21 protein-coding genes and 1 pseudogene are annotated in these 25213 nt (G+C 69.5%); 10 read left to right on the forward strand and 12 right to left on the reverse strand.

Features of this window, described 5'->3' with window-relative positions:
- Positions 1–7: 7 nt before the first annotated feature.
- The 3 genes from P6897_RS01345 to P6897_RS01355 form a co-directional block, all read right to left on the reverse strand.
- A complete protein-coding gene (locus tag P6897_RS01345) occupies positions 8–826 on the reverse strand; it encodes an energy-coupling factor transporter transmembrane component T (protein WP_282501867.1) in 819 nt (272 codons plus the stop codon).
- Positions 823–2634, reverse strand: a complete 1812-nt coding sequence (locus tag P6897_RS01350) for an ABC transporter ATP-binding protein (RefSeq protein WP_282501868.1) — start codon at positions 2632–2634, stop codon at positions 823–825. The genes P6897_RS01345 and P6897_RS01350 overlap by 4 nt, the downstream gene beginning before the upstream one ends.
- A gap of 75 nt (positions 2635–2709) precedes the next feature.
- Positions 2710–3252 (reverse strand): ECF transporter S component, encoded by a 543-nt coding sequence (locus tag P6897_RS01355; protein WP_274178140.1) that lies wholly within the window; start codon positions 3250–3252, stop codon positions 2710–2712.
- Between the two features lie 191 nt (positions 3253–3443).
- Here P6897_RS01355 and P6897_RS01360 point away from each other — a divergent pair, with 191 nt between their 5' ends.
- Entirely contained in the window at positions 3444–7055 is a 3612-nt protein-coding gene (locus P6897_RS01360) for a S8 family serine peptidase (RefSeq protein WP_282501869.1), read from the forward strand.
- Between the two features lie 73 nt (positions 7056–7128).
- Here P6897_RS01360 and P6897_RS01365 read toward each other — a convergent pair whose 3' ends face one another.
- Positions 7129–7776 (reverse strand): NAD(P)H-dependent oxidoreductase, encoded by a 648-nt coding sequence (locus tag P6897_RS01365; protein ID WP_274178142.1) that lies wholly within the window; start codon positions 7774–7776, stop codon positions 7129–7131.
- Positions 7777–7848: 72 nt separating this feature from the next.
- Between P6897_RS01365 and P6897_RS01370 the strand changes: the two genes are divergently transcribed.
- Together P6897_RS01370 and P6897_RS01375 are read left to right on the forward strand one after the other, a co-directional pair.
- The gene (locus P6897_RS01370; protein WP_114588955.1) at positions 7849–8178 is read left to right on the forward strand and encodes a helix-turn-helix domain-containing protein; all 330 of its coding nucleotides are present in this window, start codon (positions 7849–7851) and stop codon (positions 8176–8178) included.
- Positions 8179–8210: 32 nt separating this feature from the next.
- Positions 8211–8738 carry a GNAT family N-acetyltransferase gene (locus P6897_RS01375; protein WP_282501870.1) on the forward strand — a complete coding sequence of 176 codons (528 nt, stop codon included), beginning with the start codon at positions 8211–8213 and terminating at the stop codon, positions 8736–8738.
- Between the two features lie 145 nt (positions 8739–8883).
- Here P6897_RS01375 and P6897_RS01380 read toward each other — a convergent pair whose 3' ends face one another.
- Both P6897_RS01380 and P6897_RS01385 read right to left on the reverse strand, forming a co-directional pair.
- Entirely contained in the window at positions 8884–9315 is a 432-nt protein-coding gene (locus tag P6897_RS01380; RefSeq protein ID WP_282501871.1) for a hypothetical protein, read from the reverse strand.
- Between the two features lie 108 nt (positions 9316–9423).
- Positions 9424–9792, reverse strand: a complete 369-nt coding sequence (locus P6897_RS01385; protein ID WP_282501872.1) for a nuclear transport factor 2 family protein — start codon at positions 9790–9792, stop codon at positions 9424–9426.
- A gap of 105 nt (positions 9793–9897) precedes the next feature.
- Between P6897_RS01385 and P6897_RS01390 the strand changes: the two genes are divergently transcribed.
- Positions 9898–10887 carry an NAD-dependent epimerase/dehydratase family protein gene (locus P6897_RS01390; RefSeq protein WP_282501873.1) on the forward strand — a complete coding sequence of 330 codons (990 nt, stop codon included), beginning with the start codon at positions 9898–9900 and terminating at the stop codon, positions 10885–10887.
- Positions 10888–10890: 3 nt separating this feature from the next.
- Here P6897_RS01390 and P6897_RS01395 read toward each other — a convergent pair whose 3' ends face one another.
- From P6897_RS01395 to P6897_RS01420, 6 genes and pseudogenes are all read right to left on the reverse strand, one after another.
- Positions 10891–11610 carry an O-methyltransferase gene (locus tag P6897_RS01395; RefSeq protein WP_282501874.1) on the reverse strand — a complete coding sequence of 240 codons (720 nt, stop codon included), beginning with the start codon at positions 11608–11610 and terminating at the stop codon, positions 10891–10893.
- Between the two features lie 103 nt (positions 11611–11713).
- Positions 11714–12097, reverse strand: a pseudogene (locus P6897_RS01400) (pirin-like C-terminal cupin domain-containing protein); the annotation flags it as partial.
- 101 nt (positions 12098–12198) lie between these two features.
- Positions 12199–13098, reverse strand: a complete 900-nt coding sequence (locus tag P6897_RS01405) for a hypothetical protein (RefSeq protein ID WP_282501875.1) — start codon at positions 13096–13098, stop codon at positions 12199–12201.
- Positions 13095–14321: an AAA family ATPase gene (locus tag P6897_RS01410; RefSeq protein WP_282501876.1), complete on the reverse strand. Its 1227-nt coding sequence runs from the start codon at positions 14319–14321 to the stop codon at positions 13095–13097. The genes P6897_RS01405 and P6897_RS01410 overlap by 4 nt, the downstream gene beginning before the upstream one ends.
- 281 nt (positions 14322–14602) lie before the next feature.
- Positions 14603–15610 carry a pirin family protein gene (locus tag P6897_RS01415; protein WP_282501877.1) on the reverse strand — a complete coding sequence of 336 codons (1008 nt, stop codon included), beginning with the start codon at positions 15608–15610 and terminating at the stop codon, positions 14603–14605.
- Complete coding sequence (locus P6897_RS01420) at positions 15607–15948, reverse strand: GNAT family N-acetyltransferase (RefSeq protein ID WP_112615867.1); 342 nt, start codon at positions 15946–15948, stop codon at positions 15607–15609. Before P6897_RS01420 ends, P6897_RS01415 begins: the two co-directional genes overlap by 4 nt.
- Positions 15949–16076: 128 nt before the next feature.
- Between P6897_RS01420 and P6897_RS01425 the strand changes: the two genes are divergently transcribed.
- The 6 genes from P6897_RS01425 (at position 16077) to recQ (ending at position 25190) form a co-directional block, all read left to right on the forward strand.
- A complete protein-coding gene (locus tag P6897_RS01425; protein WP_282501878.1) occupies positions 16077–18332 on the forward strand; it encodes a carbon starvation CstA family protein in 2256 nt (751 codons plus the stop codon).
- Between the two features lie 159 nt (positions 18333–18491).
- Complete coding sequence (locus P6897_RS01430) at positions 18492–18629, forward strand: YbdD/YjiX family protein (RefSeq protein WP_282502622.1); 138 nt, start codon at positions 18492–18494, stop codon at positions 18627–18629.
- An 18-nt stretch (positions 18630–18647) separates the two neighbouring features.
- Positions 18648–19847 carry a glycoside hydrolase family 3 N-terminal domain-containing protein gene (locus P6897_RS01435; RefSeq protein ID WP_274178152.1) on the forward strand — a complete coding sequence of 400 codons (1200 nt, stop codon included), beginning with the start codon at positions 18648–18650 and terminating at the stop codon, positions 19845–19847.
- A gap of 79 nt (positions 19848–19926) precedes the next feature.
- A complete protein-coding gene (locus P6897_RS01440) occupies positions 19927–22455 on the forward strand; it encodes a DEAD/DEAH box helicase (RefSeq protein ID WP_269266941.1) in 2529 nt (842 codons plus the stop codon).
- Positions 22456–22515: 60 nt separating this feature from the next.
- Positions 22516–23052, forward strand: a complete 537-nt coding sequence (locus P6897_RS01445; RefSeq protein WP_274178153.1) for a DUF1697 domain-containing protein — start codon at positions 22516–22518, stop codon at positions 23050–23052.
- A 71-nt stretch (positions 23053–23123) separates the two neighbouring features.
- On the forward strand, positions 23124–25190 hold the full coding sequence (recQ, locus tag P6897_RS01450; RefSeq protein ID WP_282501879.1) for a DNA helicase RecQ: 2067 nt from the start codon (positions 23124–23126) through the stop codon (positions 25188–25190).
- Positions 25191–25213: the final 23 nt, after the last annotated feature.

A 25213-nucleotide genomic window follows, 5' to 3' on the forward strand; every position in this document is an offset into this window, starting at 1 on the left:
GTCGGCATCAGGGGGTCCAGGGGAAGAGGGGGATGAGGATCGCGGCGGAGGCGAGCCAGAAGAGCGCGACGAAGGCGACATCGCGCCGCCGGAACGGCACCAGGTGCCGCTCGGTGCGGTCGCGATGGGCCCCGAAGGCGCGCGCGTCCATCGCGAGCGCGACCCGCTCGGCATGGCGGATGGCGCCGGCCAGCAGCGGAACGACGTAACCGCCCCACCGTGCGATCGCCGAGAACGGTCCCCGCCCGCCGTGCGCACCGCGCACCCGATGCGCTTGTCGGATGAGGTCGAGCTCGTAGCCGAACCGCGGCACGAACCGGAACGCGGCGAGCGCCGTGTAGCCGACGCGGTAGGGGACGCGCAGCTGCTGGACGGTCGCCCGCACGAGGTCCGGCCCCGTTGTGGTGAGCCCCGCGATGAACGCCAGTGCGGCGATCGCGCCGAGCCGCAACCCGGTCGCCATCCCGGTCTCCAGCGCCCCTGCGTGCAGACTCCAGGCGCCGAGCTGAAGCAGCACCGGGGTGTCGGCCACCCGCGCCGCATCGACCCACAGCGACATCCCGGCCCCCACCATCAGGATGCCGATGGGCACGGCGACCGCGAGCAGGAGAACGGTACGCAGCGTCCAACGCGCTCCGACGATGAGCACGCCGTACGCGAGTGCGAGCAGAGCGAGCGGCGTGACGAGATCGCGCGTGAAGATGAGAGCGACCATCGCGGGGACGGGGGCCGCGAGCTTCGCCAGCGGGTTGAGCCGGAACAGCAGCCGACGGGAGGGCGGCGCGGCCGCGTAGGGATCGAGCGCGATGCTCGCCGTCGCGCTCATCGATCGCTCCCCGGCAGATCGCGGAGGCGGGCGATGCCCGACAGCTCGGGGTACCCGTCGAGCCCGTGCAGGGCGCGGCGCAGCGGCGGCATCCGCAGGGCGGCGGAGCGCAGCAGCTCGTCGTCGCCGAGGATGTCGGCGGTCGCTCCGTCGGCGACGATGCGGCCATCTCCGACGACGACGCAGCGCTGGGCGTACTCGCTCACCAGCTGCATGTCGTGGGTGACGACGAGGATCGTCGTGCCGTCGCGGTTGAGGTCGCGCAGCACGTGCAGCAGCTCGTCGGCGCGGGCGCGGTCCTGGCCGAACGTCGGCTCGTCGAGGGCGAGCACGGGTGCGCCGGCGATGAGGGCCGTGCCGACCGACAGTCGGCGCTTCTGACCGCCGGAGAGCAGGAACGGATGCCGGTCGGCGTGCGCCTCGAGGCCGAAGCGGCGCAGCATCCCGTCGACGCGCTCACGCACCTCGTCCTCGGGCGTCCGCTGGCGGCGCAGGCCGTGGGCGAGCTCGTCGAAGACCGTGGGTGCGACGAACTGGTGCTCGGGGTTCTGGAAGACGAACCCGACGCGCTCGGCGACCGCACGAGGGTCCGCCCGACTCGGGTCGAGCCCGCCCACGTCGATGCGCCCGCGCGGACCGCGGACGACGCCGGCGATCGCCTGGATGAGGCTCGTCTTGCCCGCGCCGTTCGCGCCGACGATCGCGACGAACTCGCCGGTCGCGACCTCGAGGTCCACGTCGTGGAGCACTGTCGTCCGACCTCGACGCAGCGTCAGATCGCGCACCGAGACCGCCGGCGTCGGCGCGTGCGCCTGCGCCTGCGCCGGAGAATCGCGCGAGACTCGGACCGAATCGGAGGTTGCCCCCGACGATGCCGCGATGTTCCGATTCTCGCCACCGGATGCCGCGGCCTCGAGCCCCGCGCGCAGCTCGTCCGGCGTCAGGGGGAGTGGGTCGAGCGGATAGCCCGCTTCGCGCAGCCGCAGCGCCGCGATGGTCGACACCGGCAGCCACACGCCGATCGCGTGCAGCTCGGCCGCCCGTTCGCGCAGCACCGCGTCGATCGGACCGTCGGCGATGGTGCGACCGCCATGGTCGAGCACGACGACACGGTCGGTGAAGCCGATCGCCGCGTCGAGATTGTGCTCGACGAGCAGGATCGCCCGGTCGCCCGCGGCAGCGATCTCGCCCAGGGCGCCGTAGACGTCTTCGATGCCCTCGGGGTCGAGGTTCGCGGTGGGCTCGTCGAGCACGAGCAGGGGCGACTCCATCGCGAGCGCGCACGCGATCGCGAGGCGCTGACGTCCGCCGCCCGAGAGGCGGTCGGGGTTCTCGTGCCGCCGCTCCCAGAGCCCCATCCGGCGCAGCGCCCGCTCGCTCCGCGCGAGGACATCGTCGACGGGCAGCCGCAGGTTCTCGGGGCCGAAGGCCACCTCGTCGAGCAGGGTGCCGGTGACCAGCTGCGCGTCGGGGTCTTGGAAGACCATGCCGACGCGCGTGGTGAGCCGGGGGATCGGGGTGGTCGCGGCATCCTCGCCCGACACGAGCACCGTGCCCTCGGTCGTCGCCGGGATCGACTGCGGGATCAGCCCGTTGAGCGTCAGTGCGACCGTCGACTTGCCCGAACCGCTCGGCCCGAGGAGCAGCACGACCTCACCGGGGGTGACGGAGAACGCGGCGCCGCGGGTAGCTGCGGCATCCGATCCCTCGTAGGTCACCGCGAGATCGCGCACGGCGAGCAACGGCGCGGATGCGGTCGCGGCGACCGGCGTTCCCGCCGTGGCGGCACCGGATGCGGCGGATGTCACGGGCGTCCTCGGATCGGATCGGATGCGCTTAGCTTAGCCGACCCTAACTTGGCCCGGAAAGGCCGGCGGGGGTGCTCAGCGACGGGCGACGCCGGCGCGGCGCAGGCCGACGCCGATCCACAGGCCGATGGCCGTCCAGGCGACGGGCCCGAGTACGGCCAGGGCGAGGTAGGTGACCTGAGCCCACAGCGGGAGGGCGCTGAGGTGAGCGGCGAAGAACACCGCGAGGGCGACGACGACGCCGATCACGAGACCCGAGACGAAGAACCGCCAGGGCGCCCACGAGCGATAGCGGACGAGAGCGGCGACGCCCTCCTGCAGGCCCCCGAAAAGCACGGCGGTCCCCAGGAACTGGAACGTGTACGGCGGCGCGACGGCCGAAGACGCGAGCGCCGCGATCAGGTGCGTGATGAGCGCGACCCAGGGGAGGCGCAGAGTCTCCTGCGCGACGATTCCGGGCAGCACATGGATGCCGAGGAGGAAGCCGTAGACGATCGGCAGCCCCGTGATGACGGGGACGGCGAGCCAGCCCTCGATGCCGCCCAGCAGGCCCGTTGCGACCCCGATGGCAGCGCAGACGAGCAGAACGCGCGTCGAAAGGCGGGATGCCGGGGCCACCCGCCCAGCCTATGGGACGCGCGCACGGCGGCTCCCTCCCGGGCCGTGAGAAATGCGGCGGTGGGGGCAATGCTCCCGTGACCTGAATGAAAGCCGAGGGTTCCTTGTGTCGGAACTGTGAGCTAGGTTGACTTCACCGCGCGCCGACGACGCCGCGCGGACTGCTCATCCATCCCCCCACTGGAGCGCACATGGTTCGCACCACCCTGCGAACAGTCGCGGCTGTATCCCTGGCTGCACTGTTCACGAGCTCTGCCGCAACGGCATCCTTTGCTGCAACGGGAGAGGGGGTGAACATCCCGGTTCCGATCGAGAGTGAGAGCGGGCGCTACATCGTCCTGCTCGACGAGGCTCCCGTGGCGACCTACGAGGGCGGCGAGGCCGGCCTCGCGCCGACCAAGCCCGAGGAGGGCGAACGTCTCGACGCCCAGTCGCGCGCCGTCACCGACTACTCCGGCTTCCTCGAGCAGCGTCAAGAAGAGGTCGCGAGCGAGGTCGGCGCGACTCCCGACGCGACCTACCAGACCACCCTCAACGGGTTCGCGGCCCAGCTGAGCGCCGACCAGGCAGGCAAGCTCGCCGCCAAGAAGGGCGTGCTCGGCGTCTTCCCCGACGAGATCCGTCACGTCGACGCCGTGCCCTCGACCGAGTTCCTCGGGCTCGAGGGCGCCGGCGGTGTCTGGGAGAAGGTCGGCGGCATCGATGCGGCGGGCGAAGGCGTCGTCGTCGGCGTCGTCGACACCGGCATCGCGCCCGAGAACCCCGCGTTCGCCGGCGACGCGCTCGGCGCCTCGGCGGGCGACCAGCCCTACCGCGACGGCGACGAGGTCGTGTTCACGAAGGCCGACGGCGGCGAGTTCCGCAGCACGGTCGTCGATCAGGGCGCCGGCACGAAGGATGCCTGGGACCCGTCGCTCCTGAACACCAAACTCATCGCAGCCCACTACTTCAGCGACGGCGCCGCGGCGAACGGGTTCTCGTTCGCCGACGACCACCTCTCGCCCCGCGACGGCGACGGCCACGGCTCGCACACCGCGAGCACGGCGGCGGGCAACAACGGCGTCGAGGCGTCCGTCGAGGGAGTCGACTTCGGCTCGATCTCCGGCGTCGCACCGGCTGCCAAGGTCGCGTCGTACAAGGCCTGCTACGTCGGGCCCGACCCGCTCGTCACGACTGACGACATCTGCGCGCTGAGCGACCTGCTGGCCGCGATCGACCAGGCCGTCGCCGACGGCGTCGACGTCATCAACTACTCGATCGGCGGCGGCTCGGCCACGACCGTGCTCGCGCCGGAAGACATCTCGTTCTTCAACGCGGCTGCGGCCGGTGTCTTCGTCGCGACGAGCGCCGGCAACTCCGGCCCCGACCCGGTTACGGCCGACCACGCGTCGCCGTGGTACGCCACGGTCGCGGCATCCACGATCCCGACTTGGGAAGGCACCGTCCGGCTCGGCGAGGAGGGCGACACGTCTGCCGCGCAGTTCCCCGGCGCGTCGGTGTCGGTCGGATTCGGCGACACGATCTCGGGCCCGTCGGTCTTCGCGGGCGACGCCGGCCTGGCCGGTGCTGCGACGCCCGAGCTCTGCCTGCTCGGCTCGCTCGATCCGGCCAAGGTCACCGGCAAGATCGTCGTCTGCGACCGCGGATCGAACGCTCGTGTCGAGAAGTCGCAGGCGGTCGAAGAGGCCGGCGGAATCGGCATGATCCTGACCAACGTCACGCCCGCCTCGCTCGACAACGACTTCCACTCGGTTCCCACGGTGCACATCTCCGACACCGCGCGCCCGGCGGTGCTCGAGTACGTCCAGGGCGGCACCGACCGCGTCGTCACCCTCATCGGCGAGAACGTCACGGGCACCGAGACCCCGGTCCCGCAGGTCGCGGGCTTCTCGAGCCGCGGACCGATGCTCGCCGATGGCAGCGACGTCATCAAGCCCGACATCACCGCTCCCGGTGTCGCGATCCTCGCGGCCACCGAGAACGGCATCGACGAGGACCCGACCTTCGGCATCCTCTCGGGCACCTCGATGTCGTCGCCCCACATCGCCGGGCTCGCCGCGCTGTACCTCGGCGAGCACCCGCAGGCGACGCCCGCCGAGGTGAAGTCGGCGATGATGACGACCGCGTACAACACCGTGGATGCCGCCGGCGACGCCGTCACCGACCCGTTCGCGCAGGGCGCCGGTCACACCGACCCGACGAAGTACTTCGAGCCGGGGCTCCTCTACCTGAACGGTCCGGCCGACTGGGCCGCGTACCTGCAGGGTCTGGGGCTGCGCGACTTCGGCGTCGACCCCATCGACCCGAGCGACCTCAACCTGCCGTCCATCGGCGTCGGTGCGCTCGGCGCGCCGCAGACGGTGACCCGTACGATCACGGCGACCGAGGCCGGGACGTACGAGGCGCAGGCATCCGTTCCCGGTGTCGACGTGCAGGTCTCGCCGTCGTCCGTGACGCTCGGGGCGGGTGAGTCGGCGACGGTCGAGATCACCCTGTCGCGCGTCGACGCTCCGATGGGCGAGTGGGCCACCGGCTTCCTCACCTGGACGGGCGGGGCGAACGACGTGCGCTCGCCGATCGCGGTGTTCCCGGTGCCGGTCGATGCCCCGGAGTCCGTGTCGGGCACCGGTACCACCGGCTCGGTCGACGTCACGGTGGCGCCGTCGCTGACGGGTGAGATCGACCTCGGTCTCTCGGGCCTCGTGCCGCAGGAGCTGCGCGTGAACCCGGACTTCCCCGAGGTGCCCGGACACTCCGGTGACCAGGACTCGTTCTACGACGAGGGTGAGGCCGGCTTCAACACCTACGAGATCGTCGACGTCCCGGAGGGCACGGAGTACGCGCGCTTCGCCGTCGAGACCGAAGCGACCGAGACGACCGACCTCGACATGACCGTGTACCGCGTGGTCAGCCCCGACGACCTGCGCTACTACGAGCAGTGGTCGTCGGCGACGGCATCCGCCAACGAGGCCGTCTCGCTCACCGCGCCCACCGCGGGCACCTACCTGGTCAAGGTCAACCGGTACTCGTTCAGCGAGCCCTTCACCTACGACCTCACTACTGCGGTCGTCGCAGCGGGGGCATCGGGCGGCGAGTTCACCGCCACCCCCGATCCGCTGCCGACGGTGCAGGGCGAGAAGGCGACCTACACCCTGTCGTGGGCGGGCCTCGAGCCCGAGACGTCGTACCTCGGCGTCGTTCGCTACGGCGACTCCTCGATCCGGACGATCGTCGAGGTCGAGTCGGGCCAGGGTGCGCCGGTCGCGGTCGTCGCTCCCGAGGTGTCGGGTTCGGCGAAGGTCGGCGGCACGCTGAAGGCGACCGCCGGTGAGTGGGATCCCGCCGAGGTCAGCGTCGCGTACCAGTGGCTTCGCGGTGGTGAGCCCATCGAGGGTGCTACCTCGGCGTCGTACAAAGTGACGCGCGCCGATGTGGGCACCGCCCTGTCGGTGCGGGTCACCGCGACGGCGGAGGGCAACCCCCAGGTCGGAACCGCGGTCTCGAGAGAGGTGTTCGTCAAGTTCGCCTCGGCGGCGAGCGTTTCGCTCAACCGTTACGTCGGAACGGCCTCGCAGCCCTACGTGGTCTCGGTGAAGGTGACGCCGACCGGCGGCGCCCCCGCGACGGGCACCGTCGACATCTGGGTGAACTCGACCCGGTACAGCGCGGATGTCGTCGACGGCACGGCGCGTGTCGAACTGCCCCGGCAGTCGCGCGGGCTGAAGGTCGTCGTCGCCACCTACAACGGCAGTGACACGGTCGAGGGATCGCTGGGACTCAGCGGCTTCCTCGTGCTGTGGTGATGACCGGCTGACGCGCTGCGGCGCGGACGCGCGGGGCGCGCGGACTTCGGTCCGGGCGCCCCGTCGTCATGTTTCAGGCGGTGCGGGATGCCGCGAGCGTGCGGCCGGCCGTGACGGCATCCCGCTCGGCCGTCGCGCGAAGCTCGGCTGCAGCCTCGGTGAAGGCATCGAGTGCGGGGTTCACGCCGACGAGCGTGAAGGGGCGGTGGACGACCGTGAGGTCGAGCCCCCAGACGTCCTCGAAGACGCGCCGAAGCCACCCGGTGGAGTGGTCCCAGCCCTCTTTGGGGCTGCCGGGCTCGTAGTTGCCGCCCAGCACCGTGACGAGCGTTGCGGGCTTGCCGCGCAACGCCGTTCCCTGGGGGTCGATCCGCGGGTCGGTGTACGCCAGGTCGAACCACGTCTTCACGTGCTGTGAGACGCCGTAGTTGTAGAGCGGCACGGTGAAGAGCAGGGCGTCGGCTGCGATCAGCTCGTCGGCCAGCTGCTCGCGCAGGGCGACTGCGTCGCGCTGACCAGCGGTCTGCTGCTCGGCGGGCGTGAACCCGGCGGTCACGGCATCCCGCCAAGCGGTCGCCGGAACCGGGTCGGCGGCGATGTCGCGGCGCACGACATCACTCGAGGGGTGGGCGGCGAGCCACTCGGCCTCGACGAGGTCGCCCAGCTCACGGCTGGCCGAGGTGGCGGGCAGGATGCTGGCATCCAGACGGAAGAGAGTCATGCGCTTCTCCGATCAGAGGAACTATGAAAAACAAAGCGGCTTCGGGAACGCTAGCACACGTACGATGGAGGCATGACCGAGCCCCACGACGCGCGACAGTGCGACGCCGCGGTGTCGCACGCGTTCTCGGTGCTCGGCAAGCGGTGGAACGGCATGATCGTCGACGTGCTCGGACAGGGCGAGCTCTCGTTCGTCGGTCTGCGTCGGGCCGTCGCCGGCATCAGCGATGCGGTTCTCTCCGACCGGCTCACCGAGCTCTCCGACGTCGGGCTGGTCGTCCGGCGGGTCGAGGCGGGACCGCCGGTCGCGGTCACCTACGCACTGACGGATGCCGGGTCGCGCCTGGTGCCGATCCTGAGTCAGCTCGGCGAGTGGGCCGACGGCAACCTCACGCGGCGCTGAGCGCGTGCCGGAGCCGGCCGGAGAGTAGAACCGTGATCGAAGGCCTGAACCTCCCGGCATCCGTCCGCTCCCGCTCGGCAGATGTCGTCATCCGTCGCGCGACGCCCGATGATCTCGATGCGATCGTGCGGTTGCTGTCGGATGACCCGATCAGCGCGGGGCGTGGTGACGCCGCCCGCGACGAGGACCGCGGTGCGTACGCAGATGCTCTGGAGCGGATCGTCGCGAACCCCGCGAACGAGCTGCTGGTCGCCGTCGACGAGGCCGGTCGAGTCACGGCGACCATGCAACTGACCCTGATCCCCGGGATGGCGCGGCGGGGGAGCACCCGTCTCCTCGTCGAGGCCGTGCGCGTCGCGAGCGCCGAACGCTCATCCGGCATCGGCACGGCGCTCATGCGGTGGGTGATGGATGCCGCGGCGGTCGAGCTCGGCGCCGCCCTCGTGCAGCTGACATCGGATGCCGCGCGCGTCGACGCGCACCGTTTCTACCGCAGGCTCGGCTTCGCCGACTCGCACGTCGGGTTCAAGTACGCCGTGCCCGCCGGGCCGGCACTCTGATCAGGCGGAGGGTCGCGGGGTCAGCCACACGTCGACGTCGTCCTCGCTGTCCAGGGTGAAGCGGGCAGGTAGAAGTGCTCGATCCAGCGGGTCGCGTCATCTGGGCGGGTCGTGATGCATCCGGCATCCGTCCCGTCGGTCAGGGCTACTCGGCCTCCTTGGCCGGAGTCCAGGCGTAGTAGGTGCCGTTACTCCCCGCCACCGCCCACTCGCCGCAGACGGCGACGCGGTCGATCGCGTAGATATCGGGCCCGGACGTGATCTCCATGGTGGGGGCCGAGAGGCGCTCGACCTCGGCGCAGTCCGCCGCAAGGCCGGTCTCGCTCGAGAACACGATCGACTCGGCTTCAGCTCGGGTCGAGACGACGCGCGTGAGTTCGCGTGCGTCGGCGGGCAGCCACGCAGGAGCCTCGCCGCGTGCCTGCGCGAACTCCTTCGCTGTCGCGTAAGTGCTCTCGGCGCGCCCGTAGGCGACGTTGTCGACGGCGGCGCAACCGGACAGCGTCAGCAGGATGGCTGCCATGCCGAGCGCGGCGGCGCCGGGTGGGAGGTCGCGGGGAAGGCGGGGCTTCGTCATGAGACCGACGCTACGGACCCCTGCGGTCTGCGTCGTCGCTCGGTTGGATGACCACGCATCAGCCTCGCGGATGACGTCGTGCCCCGCGCCCGGTTGTGAGGCTGGCGACTATCTCCACTCGCCTTCCCAGGTGTAGAGATCGGCGGTGACGGCGTACTCGCGAAGCTGCGCGATCTTGCCGTCGCGCTGGGTCGCGATCGTCGCCCCCAGGAGCGTCCGGTCCTCACCGTCCTGGTGGTACTCGAACCGCCACTCCGCCACGAGCAGATCTCCGGTCTGGGCTTCGTTCGTGATTGTCCAGTCGAGAACGCGCGACCCCTCCTCGTTCCACTTCTCGCACCACTCCCGCACGCGCTCCCGGCCGTAGTACACCGGACCGAAGCTCTCGGTGATCACGACATCCTCCGTGACGGTCTCGACGATCCGCTCGGTGTCATTGGTCTTCCAGGCTGCGATGTAGTCGGTGAGAGCGCCCATCCGACCATTCAACAACCGCGCTTCGCCCGCGGGCACCCGGGCGCAGTTTGCGCCCACAGCGAAGGTGGCCCCTTCGCGCCGGCCGGTGCCTGTTGACTGGCGGGCATGAGACGGACTCTGGTGCTGGGCGGAACCGGATGGCTGGGGCGCGAGATCGCGCGACAGGCGCGCGACAGCGGAGCCGAGGTGGTCTGCCTGGCGCGCGGCGAGTCGGGATCGGCGCCGGATGGTGTGCAGCTCGTGCGTGCCGACCGATCGCTCGCCGGGGCTTACGAGGGTCTCGGGGGTGAATGGGATGACGTTGTCGAGCTCGCCTCCGAGCCGCAGCTCGTCGAGTCCGCTCTGAAGGCGCTCGCCGCTCGAGCGGCGCACTGGACTCTGGTCTCGACCGTGTCGGTGTACGCGGACAACAGCACGCCGGGCGCCGACGAAACGGCGCAGCTGGTCGAACCGCAGAACCTCGCCGAGTATCCCGACGCGAAAGCGGCCGCCGAACGGGCCTCCGCGGCAGCGCTCGGTGACCGCCTGCTCATCGCCCGGCCCGGTTTGATCGCGGGTCCGGGTGATCCGAGCGACCGCCTCGGCTACTGGCCGGCTCGGCTGCACCGCGGTGGCAACGTGCTCGCTCCAACGATGAGCCAGCGATTCGTGCAGTTCATCGACGTCGAGGACCTCGCGGACTGGATCGTCAGCGCGGGTGCGGCCGGGATCACCGGCGTCGTCAACGCCGTCGGTGAGGCCCACACGATGCATGACTTCTTTCGTGCCGCGCGGTCGGTCGCCGGGTTCGACGGCGAACTCATCACGGTTGACGACGAAGAGCTCCTCGCTCTCGACGTGCACTATTGGGCCGGCCCCCGGTCTCTCCCGTTGTGGCTGCCGATCGAGGCCGTGGGCTTCGCTCAGCGAGATGGAAGTGCCTTCGTTGCCACCGGAGGTCGGTCGCGACCGCTCGCAGACACCCTGACCCGTGTGCTCACGGACGAGATCTCGCGCGGCCTCGACCGGCCCCGGCGCTCCGGGCTGACGACGGACGAGGAGCAGGGCGTCCTGGCCGCCGTCCGCTCGTCGCCCAGGTCCGCAGTTGCGGGATAGGGATCAGGTCCGACGGGCGACGATCAGCCCGTCCCAGCCTTTCACGCCGACGGTTTGCAGCGCCGTGGCTGTCAGATCGTCTCGTGCGGCGATGGCGTCGACGACGTCTCGCACACCGATCACGCGGGGATCGTCCGAGCCCGCGTCAGCGACGGCGCCGTCGCGCACGACGTTGTCGATGATGATGACCGCGCCGGGACTCGTGAGCTCGAGAGCAGCCTGCAAGTACAGAGGGTTGCTGGGCTTATCCGCATCGATGAACACCAGGTCGAATGGTTCGGTGCCTTCACTGATGAGTCGTTCGGCGGAATCCGCGGCCGAGCCCTCGACGAGCTCAATCCGGTCGGCGAGGCCCGCTCGCTCGAAGTTCTCTCGTGCAACCTCCGCGTTGACTGGCTCGAGCTCGAAGGTGACGACCTTCCCTTCCGGGCCGACAGCACGGGCGAACCAGATCGTCGAGTAGCCAGCGAGGGTGCCGAATTCGAGGACTCGTCGAGCGCCGGAAAGCTGGGTGATGAGCCCGAGGAGCGCGCCCTGGTTGGCGGCGACCTCGGCGTTCGGCATCGTCGTGCGTTCGCCGGATTCGCGTGCGGATGCCAGTGCGTCGTCCTCGCGTACGAGCGCGTCGGTGAAGTAATCGTCTACGGCCCGCCAGGCCGGGGCGGACGCATAGCGGTTGGCGGGCGCTGTGGAATCGACATCGGTGCTCGGCAGGTGGGTCATGTCCCTCATCCTCGCCTCGAGGCTGAGAGGTCCCCGGTGGCATCCGCGCGCCTCACTCACCGGGCCATGCGTCCCTCAGCCGACACGTCCATCCGCCGAACCGTCAGAGCCGCCGGCGGCGGGGCGTCAGCCGCACGTGCGGCAGCGGCGGCGCGGGGATGCGCTCGTCGCCGTGGCCGACGACGTGGCCGAATTGATCGGATGCCGCTTCCCACTCCTCGCGGGCGGCCTCGATCTCGTCGTGGCTGCGGCCGACGAAGTTCCACCACATGACGATCTCGTCGCCGAACGGCTCGCCGCCCAGGAGGAACACCGTCGCCTCCTCGTCGCCTGTCCTCAAACGGATGCCGCCGCGACCGTCACCGAGGTAGAGCAGCGTGCCGGGCGCGACGGCATCCTGCGCCCCAGCATCCGCGTCAGCCTCGGCCGCCTCGTCCATCCCCTCCACATGGACTGATCCGAAGACCGGCACGACGGCGTACTCCCACCGGCGAGCGGCAAATCGCGCTGCGACAGGAAACGATGCACCGACATCGCCCGCACGCCGCTGAGCGGCACCTTGCGCGCCTCGAGCGCGGCAGTGATCGTTTATGCCGCCAAGGCCACTCGCACGGCGATTCGGGTCTTCTCCGCCCAATCAGCCTTGAAGTCGATGTTCGCAAGAAGAATGCCTAGGAGATAAGACTCACTCACCGTTGGCAGGCTCCTGGGGTCAGAAACTCCAGCCCGCACCTTCCTGATCAGCAGCCACGGCATCCACTTTCCTTTTACGAGATGTTGTGCCTCTCCGGAAAGCTGTTTAGAGGCGTAGTGCCTTGCCGCTTCGCCTCGTATATCCTCCCAGTTTGGGCAAGCCGTGACCACCCGCGCACAGATTGCGTCCACTCGATCTTGGTCTACTGGCCCATCCAGTGGAACATTAATACCCGATTTCTGAGCGAAACGTGTATCGCTCCATTCTGCTCGCGCGGACGCGATGCGCAGCGTGATCCACTCCTCCCATAGCTGTGCCAGTTCACTCATCGAATCGGCAAGTGGGATCCTGCGAGCCAGAGTGCGAGGGAGGCTGAAAGCAATCGACACAGCCTCGGCGTGGTCGGCGTATGCCACAATCTCCGCTTCAACATCCGCGTGTGTGGTGTAGTGAACGTGATCGTTGTTGACCAGCTTGCTGAGGAATTCGTCGTCGTCGCGATCCATGAAGAACATTACGTCGATGCGAGTATTGTTATTCCTCTGAGTCAGAGCGCCCTGCGACTCGAACAAGTCGAACACCTTTTTGACGTGCGATTTTCCGCCCGCAGAAACGCCGTCGACCACCAAGTCTTCCGCCCGCATTATGCGGACCTCACCCTCGATGCTTTCCGAGAGCAGCCTCTCGTAGTAGGGCGTATCGAACTCTTTGCCTTCGACGACCGCCCACAGCCGTGCTTTTCCCATCTTGACGCGGTGCACCCATGCGCGCGCGTCTCGCTTCAGCTTAGTCACAGTTCGAAGACGCAATCCGGGTCGACATCGACCATCAGTTCCGGTGAGTGGGTAGCGAGTAGAAACTGTGCGTCGGCGTTTATCCGGCGCATCGAATGTACTAGGCGCGTCTGCCACTCTACGTGCAGCGATAGTTCCGGCTCATCCACCATTATCGTGGATTCACGCACCGCCAGGGTTTCCAATAAGATGTGCAGGAGCTGTCTTTCGCCGGAAGAGAGTGAGGTCAACGGAATGGCTTCACTTCCTACCTGTACCTCAATGGCGCCGACGGGCCGTTGGGCTGTTCCTTTTAGCTCTAGATGCTTATCGCCGATGTACATGTCTTCGATGACGCTTTGCAGCTCGCGCTGGGGTGCGAGAATCTCGTCCACTTGTCTTGCGATTTCTTCGATGCGAGAGACAACTCTCCGGTTCTCTTCGCGCTCATCGTAACGTTGGACAAAGTCCTTTCGCCCGAGCGGCAGGTATAGATTCTGAGCGCGAAGGAAGTTCGAGACTAGCTGCCAAGCCTGCTTGGAATCGATTTCTGGGTCAGAGAGGCTGAGTGGTTCGCTCGGCGCGTCAATGCTGAAGGCGGTCGAGCTGCGCCCACCGAACAGAATTGCCAGAATTTCAGCAAGTCCGAATTGTTGCACGTCGCGGATCTCCGCAAGGCTATAGCTGTTATAGCGCGACCAGACCGAATTGACCTGACGCACGAACCGCTCATCCGGAGTGAGATCCACCCAGGTCTGCCCCCTGTCTCTGTCGGGTGCAACGATCCTAGCGATAGGTAGAAAGCTGTGTGCAAATCGCGTCGCAAACGTCTCAGATTCTTCTAGTGGTTCGCCGAGTATTATCGTGGTCCAAGAACCATTGTCTATGGAGTCATCAGGATCTTCTACAGCCCATTCATCACTCAGCAGCATCTCCTGCTGTAGACGGTTTCGTTGTATCGATTTCGACCGGCGTGCGACCCGTTTCACGGATCGTTTGGAATAGCTGCGCACAACATCGCGGTTCATGCGTTCTGAGTGGAATCGAACAGTTGCAGACTGGAATGGCAGCGATTGCAGCTCGCTCGCGTCATTCCGGAGTGCTGCCGCGAGGATCTTGAGCAGAGTCGTTTTCCCGGAACCGTTCAATCCCCAGAAGATGTTGGTTTTCCGGTGAAGTGACTTTTGAAGTTTGCCCGGGCGCCCGGCCAGGCCTTCAATCTCGAAACTGACGATGTATGTCACGCGCACTCCCCTTGATCGCACCTCTCCGCATGCTATCGGTCGACGCCGCGGGCTTCGCTACGTGTGGCGCACGTGCATGTGTGTCGTGGCGATGATGGCGCTTGCGCAGGGTCGGCCTCGCGAGGCGCGAAACGGACTACCCCGGTTGCAGCGGAAGGGAGACATAACGGTGAGTGTCGCACTCCCCTCCGCATCCGGCGGCCCTGTGCTGCCCCGCCTCCCGTGCGCGCGGTTGTCGTCTGCATAGTCGCGCAAGGCCCGAAAGCATGAGCCCCGCGGCGTCAGAGCCGGCGGCGGCGGGGCGTCAGCCGCACGTGCGGCAGCGGCGGGGCGGGGATGCGTTCGTCGCCGTGGCCGACGACGTGGCCGAACCGATCGGACGCCGCTTCCCACTCCTCGCGCGCGACCTCGATCTCGTCGTGGCTGCGGCCGACGAAGTTCCACCACATGACGATCTCGTCGCCGAACGGCTCGCCGCCCAGGAGGAACACCGTCGCCTCCTCGCCGCCGGCCCTCAGACGGATGCCGCGGCGTCCGTCACCGAGGTGCAGCAGAGCGCCGGGTGCGACGGCATCCTGCGCCCCAGCATCCGCGCCTGCCTCGGCCGCCTCATCCGTCCCCTCCACACGAACCGATCCGAAGACCGGCACGACGGCGTACTCCCACGCGGTCTCGAGGGGCAGGTCGACGATCGCGCCGGCGGGCAGCCGCAGCTCGGCGCCAACGATCGGCGTGTGCATCGTCGCGGGCGAGACGCTTCCGGCGAGTTCGCCGACGACGACGGTCGCCCTGGCGCCGCCGCCGAGGTCGAGCTCGGGCAGGTCGACGTGACGCTCGAAGTCGGGGGCGCCGTGGCGGCGCTCCTCGGGGAGGGCAACCCACAGCTGCAGCGCGTCGAGGGGGACGGGCTCGTCGCCGACCGAGTACTCGGAGTGGGCGATGCCGGCGCCGCTGGTCATGATGTTCAGCGCACCGCGCTCGATGACGACGTCACTGCCGAGCGTGTCGCGGTGGTGCACCTCGCCGGCGAGCGGCCAGGTGACGGTCTGCAATCCGATGTGCGGATGCGGCTCAACCCGCATCCGCGTGCGCTGCGGGCCGAAGCGGTCGAGAAAGCACCACGCGCCGACGAGCGGCAGATCGCGCTGTGGCAGAAAGCGGTACACCGACATCGCCCGCACGCCGCCGAGCGGCACCTCGCGCGCCTCGAGCAGCGCCCGTCGGGGACCGGGGGAACCCGTCCCCGGGTCTTCGTCGACGGGCGCCGTCTCGGCGTCGAAGCGGGTCACGCCGACGGTTCCGCCGGGGCAGCGGCGTCGGCGGCATCCTCGTCGCGCCACTCGATCTTCAGGCCGGGAACCTCGTTCTCACGAAGGAACTTCACGATGAACGGGCACTCGGGAACGACGGTCTCGCCACGGCGCGCGACGTCGGCGAGCGCATCGGCGGCCAGCGCCTTGCCGAGGCCGCGCCCGCCGAAGGCCTTGTCGACCTCGGTGTGATCGAACACCAGGCGCCCCTCGTCGTCGCGCCGGAAGGCGGCGAAACCGGCGGCCACGTCGCCGACGTGGAGGTCGTAGCGGTCCTGCTCGTCGTTGCGGATCACGGTGGGGGTCTCGTCGGTCATGGTGATCTCCTCTCGATCACCTCCACGGTAAGGCCGGTCGAGACCATTACGACCGAATACCGGGATTGCCGGGGTGCGTCCGCCTAAGCTGAGAAAACGCAATGAAGCGCCTTCCCCCAGGAGAACCGATGCCTCGATCCTCGTCCGACATCGTCACCGATCCGAAACTGCCGCCGGTCGCGGTCTCCGACGACCAGCATCGCGCCGCCGCCCGTTGGACACCGCTCAAGGTCGTGATCTGGATCGCGATCGCGTTGCTCGGTGGACTCGCCTGGGTCATGCTCGCCGTCGTGCGCGGCGAGACGGTCAACGCGATCTGGTTCGTCTTCGCGGCCGTCTGCACCTACCTCATCGGCTACCGGTTCTACTCGAAGGTCATCGAGCGCTACCTGCTGCGACCCGACGACCGTCGGGCCACGCCCGCCGAGGTCAAGCAGGACGGCAAGGACTACGTCCCCACCGACCGCCGCGTGCTCTACGGCCACCACTTCGCCGCCATCGCCGGCGCCGGTCCGCTCGTCGGTCCCGTGCTCGCGGCGCAGATGGGATTCCTCCCCGGGACGATCTGGATCATCGTCGGGGTCGTCGTCGCGGGCGCCGTGCAGGACTACACCGTGCTCTTCTTCTCGATGCGCCGGGGCGGCCGGACGATCGGGCAGATGGCCCGTCAGGAGCTCGGGCGCATCGGCGGAACCGCCGCGATCGTGGCATCCCTGCTCATCATGCTGATCATCGTCGCGATCCTCGCGCTCGTCGTGGTGAACGCGCTCGGCGAGAGTCCGTGGGGCGTCTTCTCGGTGTCGATGACGATCCCGATCGCGCTCTTCATGGGTGTCTACCTGCGCTACCTCCGGCCCGGGAAGGTCACCGAGGTGTCGATCATCGGGTTCGTGCTGCTGATGGGCGCGATCATCGCGGGCGGGTGGGTCGCCGACACCGCCTGGGGCCAGGAGATCTTCCACCTCGACCGCACCGTCATCGCGTGGGGCATCATCATCTACGGCTTCATCGCCGCGGTGCTGCCGGTGTGGCTGCTGCTCGCTCCGCGCGACTACCTCTCGACGTTCATGAAGATCGGCGTCATCGTCATGCTCGCCGGGGCGATCGTGCTCGTCCGCCCCGAGATCTCGGTGCCCGCGGTGACGATCTTCGGCGAGAACGGGCTCGGCCCGGTGTTCGCCGGGCCCCTCTTCCCGTTCCTGTTCGTGACGATCGCCTGTGGCGCGCTATCCGGGTTTCATGCGCTCATCGCCTCGGGGACGACGCCGAAGCTCGTCGAGAAGGAGCGCCAGACGCGCTTCATCGGCTACGGCGGCATGCTGATGGAGTCCTTCGTCGCGATCATGGCGCTCGTCGCCGCGATCTCGATCGACCAGGGCATCTACTTCGCCATGAACGCTCCTTCCGCGGCGACCGGCGGCACCGTCGAGGGCGCGGTCGCCTTCGTCAACTCGCTCGGTCTCACCGGGGTCGAGATCACGCCCGACCTGCTGATCTCGACGGCGGCCGACGTCGGCGAGGAGTCGATCGTCTCGCGCACCGGCGGCGCGCCGACCCTCGCCCTCGGGCTCGCGCACATCATGCAGCAGGCCCTCGGCGGCCAGGCGATGATGTCGTTCTGGTACCACTTCGCGATCATGTTCGAGGCGCTGTTCATCCTGACGGCGGTGGATGCCGGAACCCGCGTCGCCCGCTTCATGCTGCAGGACTCCATCGGCGCGTGGATCCCGAAGTTCCGCGACGTGTCGTGGCGTCCGGGTGTCTGGATCACCACGGCCATCATGGTCGCCGGCTGGGGTGCCATCCTGATCCTCGGCGTCACCGACCCGCTCGGCGGCATCAACACCTTCTTCCCGCTGTTCGGCATCGCCAACCAGCTGCTCGCGGCGATCGCGCTCGCCGTCGTGCTCGCGATCGTCGCGAAGCGCGGGCGCTCGTACGTGAAGTGGATCTGGATCATCGCCGTCCCGCTGGCCTTCACCGCGGTCGTGACGATCACGGCCTCGGCGTACAAGATCTTCTCGCCGGTGCCGGCGATCGGCTATTGGGCGAACCACTTCCGCTACCGCGATGCCCTCGCCTCGGGAGACGCGAGCCTGGGGCCGGTTGCGACGGTGGAGGCGGTCATCCGCAACACGGGGGTGCAGGGCACGCTGTCGATCATCTTCGTCGTCCTCGCGATCATCGTGATCGTCTCGGCCGTGATCGTCGCGGTGCGAGCCATCGTGCGCGGCGGGGGAGATGACACCGAAGACCCCGCCGTCCCGTCTCGCCGCTTCGCGCCCGCCGGACTCATCCCCACCGCCCCCGAGCGCGAGCTCGAGAAGGAGTGGGAGCCGCTCCTCGCCGAGGAGCGGGCTGAGACCGCTCGCCGGGGGCACTGACCGATGGCGCTCGCGCACAACTCCTCAGAATCGGGGCCTCGCGGGCCGCGAACCGCTGTTTCCGCGCCGCCGCGCACCGGATCGAAGGAGTTGTGCGCGCGCGCCGGTCGGGCCGTCCTCCGCGCCGCGCGTGCGCTGCACTGGTACGTCACCTCGCTCATGGGTGACAACGCGTACGCGACGTACCTCGCCCACCAGCGCCGGACGCACCCGGACACCCCGCCCCTCACCGAGCGGCAGTTCTGGCGCCAGCGCATGGACGACCAGGACCGCAACCCGGGTGCGCGCTGCTGTTGACCGGGTGACCATGGAGGGGTGACCCGCACTCCCTCCTCCTCGCGCGCCGCCCGTTCCGCGTTCGCCGCCGCCCTGGTCGGGGTGCTGGCGCTCGCCGTCGGCTGCGCCCCCGAGCCCGCACCGGCCGACCCGACGACGTCCGCCCCGAGCCCGACCGCGACGGCTCCGGCACCCCCGACTCCCACAGCCTCCCCCGACCCCGCCGCGGCCCTCGGGCTCGAAGGGTGCGTCGGTCAGATGCTCATGGTGGGCACGCCGGTCGACACGGTCTCGCCGGATGCCGCAGCCGCGATCCGCGACCGCGGCGTGGGCGGCCTCTTCCTCCACGGCCGCTCGAGCTCGGGCGTCGAGGCCACGGCGGCCCTCGTCGCGCAGTTCCGCGACCTCGCCATCGACGGATCACCGAAGCTCTGGGTCGCGACCGACCAGGAGGGCGGCGAGGTGCAGGTGCTGAGCGGACCCGGGTTCGACGAGATCCCCTACGCCATCCGGCAGGCCGACCTCGGCCCCGACGCGCTCCGCACGGCCGCCACCGCCTGGGGCGGGCAGCTGGCCGCCGCGGGCATCGACGTCAATCTCGCCCCCGTGGCCGACATCGTCACGAGCGCCGAGACCCGCTTGAACAACCCGCCCATCGGCGCGCTCGGGCGGCAGTACGGCTACGACGAGCAGGCCGTCGCCGCGGGCGCCGGCGCATTCGCAGACGGAATGCGCGCATCGGGCGTGCTGCCGACGTTCAAGCACTTCCCCGGGCTCGGCCGGGTGGATGCCAACACCGACTACACCGCCGAAGTGCTCGACAGCGTGGTCTCGGCGGACTCGCCGGATGTCGACGTGTACCGCGAGCTCACGGCATCCGGTCCGTCGCTCGTCATGGTCGGCACGGCGCGGTATCAGCACATCGATCCGGATCACCCGGCCGCGTTCTCTCCGGCGGTGCTCGACCTGCTGCGCGATCGCGTCGGTTTCGACGGCGTCGTGATCACCGATGACCTCTCGGCCGCGGCGGCAGCGGAGATCGTCGCCCCCGGCGATCGGGCCGTCGAGGCGCTGTCGGCCGGGGTCGACATCGTGCTGGCGTCGGCCGATCCGACGGTGCTCCCCGCGATGTACGACGCGGTGCTCGCCCGGGCGCAGTCCGATCCGGCGTTCGCCGCGCGAGTCGACGAGTCGTGCGGCCGGGTGCTCGAGGCGAAGGATGCCGGCACGGCCGGGTGATCGGCGTGCGACGCAACGGCCGTGGGCCGCGGGTCGACGCGGCGGCCGCCGCTCCGCGGGCGTAGGGCAGACTCGAGGGATGACCTCCGCGCCGCTGCTCGACCTCATCGGCCCGGAACCCTCCGACGACGCGATCTACGACGCCTTCACCACCTGGGCGGAGGGACGCGGGCTCACGCTCTACCCGGCGCAGGACGAGGCGGTCATGGAGCTCGTGTCGGGGGCGAACGTGGTGCTGGCCACCCCCACCGGCACGGGCAAGTCGCTCGTCGCGGTCGCCGCGCACGCGGCATCCGTCTCCCGCGGCGGGCGCACGTACTACACGGCTCCGATCAAGGCGCTCGTGAGCGAGAAGTTCTTCGCGCTCGTCGAGATCTTCGGGGCCGAGCGAGTCGGCATGGTGACGGGCGACTCGTCGGTCAACCCCGAGGCGCCGATCATCTGCTGCACGGCCGAGATCCTCGCCAACCTCGCGCTGCGCGAGGGAGCCGACGCCGACGTCGACCAGGTCGTCATGGACGAGTTCCACTTCTACGGCGACCCCGATCGCGGCTGGGCGTGGCAGGTGCCGCTGCTCACGCTGCCGCGCGCGCAGTTCCTGCTGATGTCGGCCACGCTCGGCGACGTGACCGACCTCGCCGACGACCTCTCACGTCGTACGGGCCGGCGGACCGCTCTTGTCACCGGCGTCGAGCGGCCGGTGCCGCTGCACTTCTCGTACGAGCGGCGCCCCGTGCACGACGTGCTCGAGCGGCTGCTCGAGGAGCGCGAGACCCCGGTGTACATCGTGCATTTCTCGCAGGCCGCGGCGCTCGAGCGTGCGCAGGCGCTGTCGAGCGTGAAGATCACGACGCGCGAGCAGCGGGATGCCATCGCCGAGGCGATCGGCGGGTTCCGATTCACGACCGGCTTCGGCAAGACCCTCTCGCGCCTCGTGCGGGCGGGCATCGGCGTGCACCACGCCGGAATGCTGCCGCGCTACCGGCGCCTCGTCGAGACGCTCGCACAGCGCGGGCTGCTCAAGGTCATCTGCGGCACCGACACGCTCGGGGTGGGCATCAACGTCCCGATCCGCACGGTCGTCATCACCGCGCTGTCGAAGTACGACGGGACCCGGATGCGGCAGCTCACGGCCCGCGAGTTCCACCAGGTCGCGGGCCGTGCGGGTCGCGCCGGGTTCGACCCGCACGGCAACGTCGTGGTCATGGCGCCGGAGTGGGAGATCGAGAACGCCGTCGCGCTCGCGAAGGCCGGAGACGACCCCGCCAAGCGCAAGAAGATCGTGCGCAAGAAAGCGCCCACCGGCGTCGTCAACTGGGGCGAGGGGTCGTTCGAGCGGCTCGTCGAGGCGCAGCCCGAGCCCCTCACGCCACAGCTGCAGCTGTCCGCCGCGATGCTGCTCAACGTCATCGGCCGCGGGGGTGACGTGTTCGGCAACGTCCGCTCGCTCGTCTTCGACAACCACGAGCCTCGCGCCCGTCAGTATGCCCTCGCCCGCCGGGCCCTCGCGATCTTCCGCACCCTGGTCGCCGCCGGCATCGTCGAGGTCGTGCGCCCCGCGTCTTCTGCTTCTCCGGCCGAGTCGACGATCAGGCTCACCGTCGATCTGCAGCCGAACTTCGCGCTCAACCAGCCGCTGTCGCCGTTCGCGCTCGCAGCGATCGAGCTGCTGTCGCCCGATGATGCCGAGACCGGCACCGGGCACTACGCGCTCGACGTCGTGAGCGTGATCGAGGCGACGCTCGACGACCCGCGCGCGATCCTGTCGCAGCAGGAGTACAAGGCGCGCGGCGAGGCGGTCGGCGCGATGAAGCGCGATGGCATCGAGTACGACGAGCGGATGGCGCTGCTCGAGGAGATCACCTGGCCCAAGCCCCTCGCCGACCTGCTCGCCCAGGCGTTCGAGACCTTCGCGTCGAGCCAGCCGTGGGTGCGCGACTTCGAGCTGTCGCCGAAGTCGGTCGTGCGCGACATGTTCGAGCGGGCGATGTCGTTCGGCGAGTTCGTGTCGTTCTACCAACTGGGTCGCAGCGAGGGCCTCGTGCTGCGCTACCTCAGCGACGCGTACCGGGCGATCCGCCAGACGGTGCCCGCCGAGGCCCGCACCGACGACCTCATGGACCTCATCGAGTGGCTCGGCGAGCTCGTGCGCCAGGTCGACTCGAGCCTCGTCGACGAATGGGAGTCGCTCGCGCACCCCACCGACGACCCCGACGCTCCCGTCGTTCCGCCCGCGCCGCCGTCGGTGCTGGCGAACCGGCGCGCGTTCACGGTGCTGGTGCGCAACGAGATGTTCCGCCGCGTACAGCTCGCAGCGCTGCAGGACGACGAAGCGCTCGAAGCCCTCGACCCCGAGGTCGACTGGCCGGAGGTCCTCGACCGCTACTACGACGACCACGACGAGGTCCTCACCGGGGGTGCCGCGCGCTCGCCGTCGCTCTGCGTGATCGACGAGTCCGCGGCCCGCGACGGACTCTGGCGCGTCGAGCAGGTCATCGACGACCCCGCCGGAGACCACGACTGGCGCATCCGGGCCGAGGTCGACCTGGAGCAGTCCGTCGAGGCAGGCACGGCGGTTGTGCGCGTGACCGAGGTCGTCCGCCTCTGACTCCGGGACGTGAATGGCCGGGCCATGCCGGATGTCGCGGGCCTGGGGCAGGATGAGCCGGTGGCCACACATCTCGGGTTCCTGCGGGCGATCAACCTCGGCGCGACGCGCGTCTTCCCGAAGGACGACATCCGCCGGGTGACCGAGGCCGTCGGCTTCGAGGACGTCGCGACGCACATCAACACCGGCAACATCCGCTTCGACACTCGCATGCGCTCCCGCGCGAAGATCGAGCAGACGCTCGAGCGGGCATACGCGGCCGATCGAGGGTTCGAGGTTCCGGCGATCACGTTCCGCGCCGACGAGTTCGCCGCGCTCGCCGCCGAGGCACTCGCCCTGAGCGAGGCGAACCCCGGCCTGGCCCGCCATTACGTCTACCTGCTCAAGGACGAGCTCGACGCCGACACGGCCGCCCGGGTCGAAGCGCTCGCGACCGCCGCGGGCCGCATGCTGGTCCGCGGCCGCGCGGTCCACGCGCTCCTGCAACCCGGGTATCAGGACGGGACGGTCGATCCCCTGGGCGCGGCGAAGCTCCTCGGCATCGCGACCAACCGCAACCTCAACGTCGTCATGACGCTCGCCGAACGGTGGTGCTGACGAGGCGGGAGGTGACCCCGCCTGTGAACGCACGGAGCGGGCTGTCGGATGCCGCGGCTATCGTGAATCGAGTGAGTCGAGAGCAGCAGTCCTGGGATGCCGATCCCTACGCCGACCTCGACTGGAACCCCGACGAGTTCGCACCGCCCGAGGATTTCGACGCGCCGCCGCCGCCCGAGTTCGACGGATACGGCGCTGCCGTCGCTCGCGCCACCCGCGACCGCGCATCCGCCGGCGCCGCGCCGCCGCGTGCCGCGCCGCCGCGTGCCGTGCCGAACGCGGCCCCCGCCGCCGTCCTCTCGCTCGAGCGTCGCGATTTCACCGGCGCCGACCCGCGCGCCGTGCTCAAGGAGGTCTTCGGCTACGACGACTTCCGCGGCGACCAGGGCGACATCGTCTCGCACGTCGTCGGCGGCGGGGATGCCGTCGTGCTCATGCCCACCGGCGGCGGCAAGTCGATCACCTACCAGGTGCCCGCGCTCGTGCGCCCGGGAACGGGACTCGTCGTCAGCCCGCTCATCGCGCTCATGCACGACCAGGTCGATGCGCTGATCGCCAACGGCGTGCGGGCGGCCTACCTCAACTCCACACAGTCTCCGGGTGAGCGCGCCGGTGTCGAGCAGGCGTACCTCGCGGGTCAGCTCGACCTGCTCTACGTCGCCCCCGAGCGTCTGAGCGTGCCGCAGACGACGCAGCTGCTCCAGCGGGGCGCCCTGAGCGTCATCGCGATCGACGAGGCGCACTGCGTCTCGCAGTGGGGCCACGATTTCCGTCCCGATTACCTCGCCCTCGGCGACCTCGACGAGCGGTTCCCCGGGGTGCCGCGGATGGCGCTCACCGCCACTGCGACCCGCGCGACGCACCAGGAGCTCACCGAGCGGCTGCGCCTGCCGCAGGCGCGGCACTTCGTCGCGAGCTTCGACCGACCCAACATCCAGTACCGCATCGAGCCGAAGGTCGATCCGCGGCGGCAGCTCGTCACCTTCATCCGCTCGATGCCCGAGGGATCCGCCGGCATCGTGTACGCGCTCAGCCGCAAGTCGGTCGAGCAGACCGCCGACTACCTCGCCGCACAGGGTCTCGACGCCCTGCCGTACCACGCGGGTCTTCCGGCCGAGATGCGCGCCAAGCACCAGTCGCGGTTCCTCCGCGAAGACGGTGTCGTCATGGTCGCCACGATCGCGTTCGGCATGGGCATCGACAAGCCCGACGTCCGGTTCGTGGCCCACATCGATCTGCCGAAGTCTGTCGAGGGGTACTACCAGGAGACCGGGCGCGCCGGACGCGACGGCGAAGCGTCGATCGCCTGGATGGCCTACGGCCTGGGGGATGTCGTGCAGCAGCGGCGCCTCATCGATCAGAGCCCCGGCGACCGCACGTTCAAGATGCGCATGGGGCAGCACCTCGACGCGATGCTCGCCCTCTGCGAGACGGTCGCGTGCCGTCGGCAGAACCTGCTCGGCTACTTCGGCCAGGACTCCGAGCCCTGCGGCAACTGCGACACCTGCCTCACGCCGCCCGACACGTGGGACGGCCTGATCCCCGCCCAGAAGCTGCTCTCGACCATCGTCCGGCTGCAGCGCGAGCGCAACCAGTCGTTCGGCGCCGGCCACCTCGTCGACATCCTGCGCGGAGCGTCGACCGAGCGCATCCGGCAGCAGCGTCATGACGAACTCGCGACGTACGGCCTCGGCTCCGATCTGTCAGACCAGGACTGGCGCAGTGTCATCCGGCAGCTGCTCGCCCGCGGCATCCTCGTCGCTCGCGGCGAGTACGGCGTGCTCGCGGTCGGCGAGGCCGGAGCGCCGGTGCTCAAGGGCGAGGCTAACGTCCCCCTGCGCCGCGACGTGCTCGGGCGGGGCCAGAACAGCGGCGGCTCTCGCGTGCGCAAGTCGGCCGCGGTCGAGCAGGTCGCCGAGAGCGATCGCGACCTGTTCGAGGCGCTGCGTGCCTGGCGTGCCGAACAGGCGCGCGAGCAGGGCGTTCCGGCCTACATCGTCTTCGGTGACGCGACGCTGCGCGCGCTCGCCGATCGCCGGCCGCGCACCTCGGCCGACCTCGAGGGCATCACCGGCATCGGAGCCAAGAAGCGCGAGGCCTACGGCGACGCGGTGCTCGCCGTCGTGGCATCTCACTGACGACGAGCACCGCGCTTCGCCGG

The sequence above is a fragment of the Microbacterium sp. BDGP8 genome (assembly GCF_029991045.1).
GTDB classification, from domain to species: Bacteria; Actinomycetota; Actinomycetes; order Actinomycetales; family Microbacteriaceae; genus Microbacterium; species Microbacterium plantarum.

Excerpts from the sequence above, each read along its gene's own strand:
- P6897_RS01345 (WP_282501867.1), bottom strand. The coding sequence starts at position 826 with ATGAGCGCGACGGCGAGCATCGCGCTCGATCCCTACGCGGCCGCGCCG.
- P6897_RS01360 (WP_282501869.1), top strand. The coding sequence starts at position 3,444 with ATGGTTCGCACCACCCTGCGAACAGTCGCGGCTGTATCCCTGGCTGCA.
- P6897_RS01365 (WP_274178142.1), bottom strand. The coding sequence starts at position 7,776 with ATGACTCTCTTCCGTCTGGATGCCAGCATCCTGCCCGCCACCTCGGCC.
- P6897_RS01370 (WP_114588955.1), top strand. The coding sequence starts at position 7,849 with ATGACCGAGCCCCACGACGCGCGACAGTGCGACGCCGCGGTGTCGCAC.
- P6897_RS01380 (WP_282501871.1), bottom strand. The coding sequence starts at position 9,315 with ATGACGAAGCCCCGCCTTCCCCGCGACCTCCCACCCGGCGCCGCCGCG.
- P6897_RS01385 (WP_282501872.1), bottom strand. The coding sequence starts at position 9,792 with ATGGGCGCTCTCACCGACTACATCGCAGCCTGGAAGACCAATGACACC.
- P6897_RS01390 (WP_282501873.1), top strand. The coding sequence starts at position 9,898 with ATGAGACGGACTCTGGTGCTGGGCGGAACCGGATGGCTGGGGCGCGAG.
- P6897_RS01395 (WP_282501874.1), bottom strand. The coding sequence starts at position 11,610 with ATGACCCACCTGCCGAGCACCGATGTCGATTCCACAGCGCCCGCCAAC.
- P6897_RS01420 (WP_112615867.1), bottom strand. The coding sequence starts at position 15,948 with ATGACCGACGAGACCCCCACCGTGATCCGCAACGACGAGCAGGACCGC.
- P6897_RS01425 (WP_282501878.1), top strand. The coding sequence starts at position 16,077 with ATGCCTCGATCCTCGTCCGACATCGTCACCGATCCGAAACTGCCGCCG.
- P6897_RS01430 (WP_282502622.1), top strand. The coding sequence starts at position 18,492 with ATGGGTGACAACGCGTACGCGACGTACCTCGCCCACCAGCGCCGGACG.
- P6897_RS01440 (WP_269266941.1), top strand. The coding sequence starts at position 19,927 with ATGACCTCCGCGCCGCTGCTCGACCTCATCGGCCCGGAACCCTCCGAC.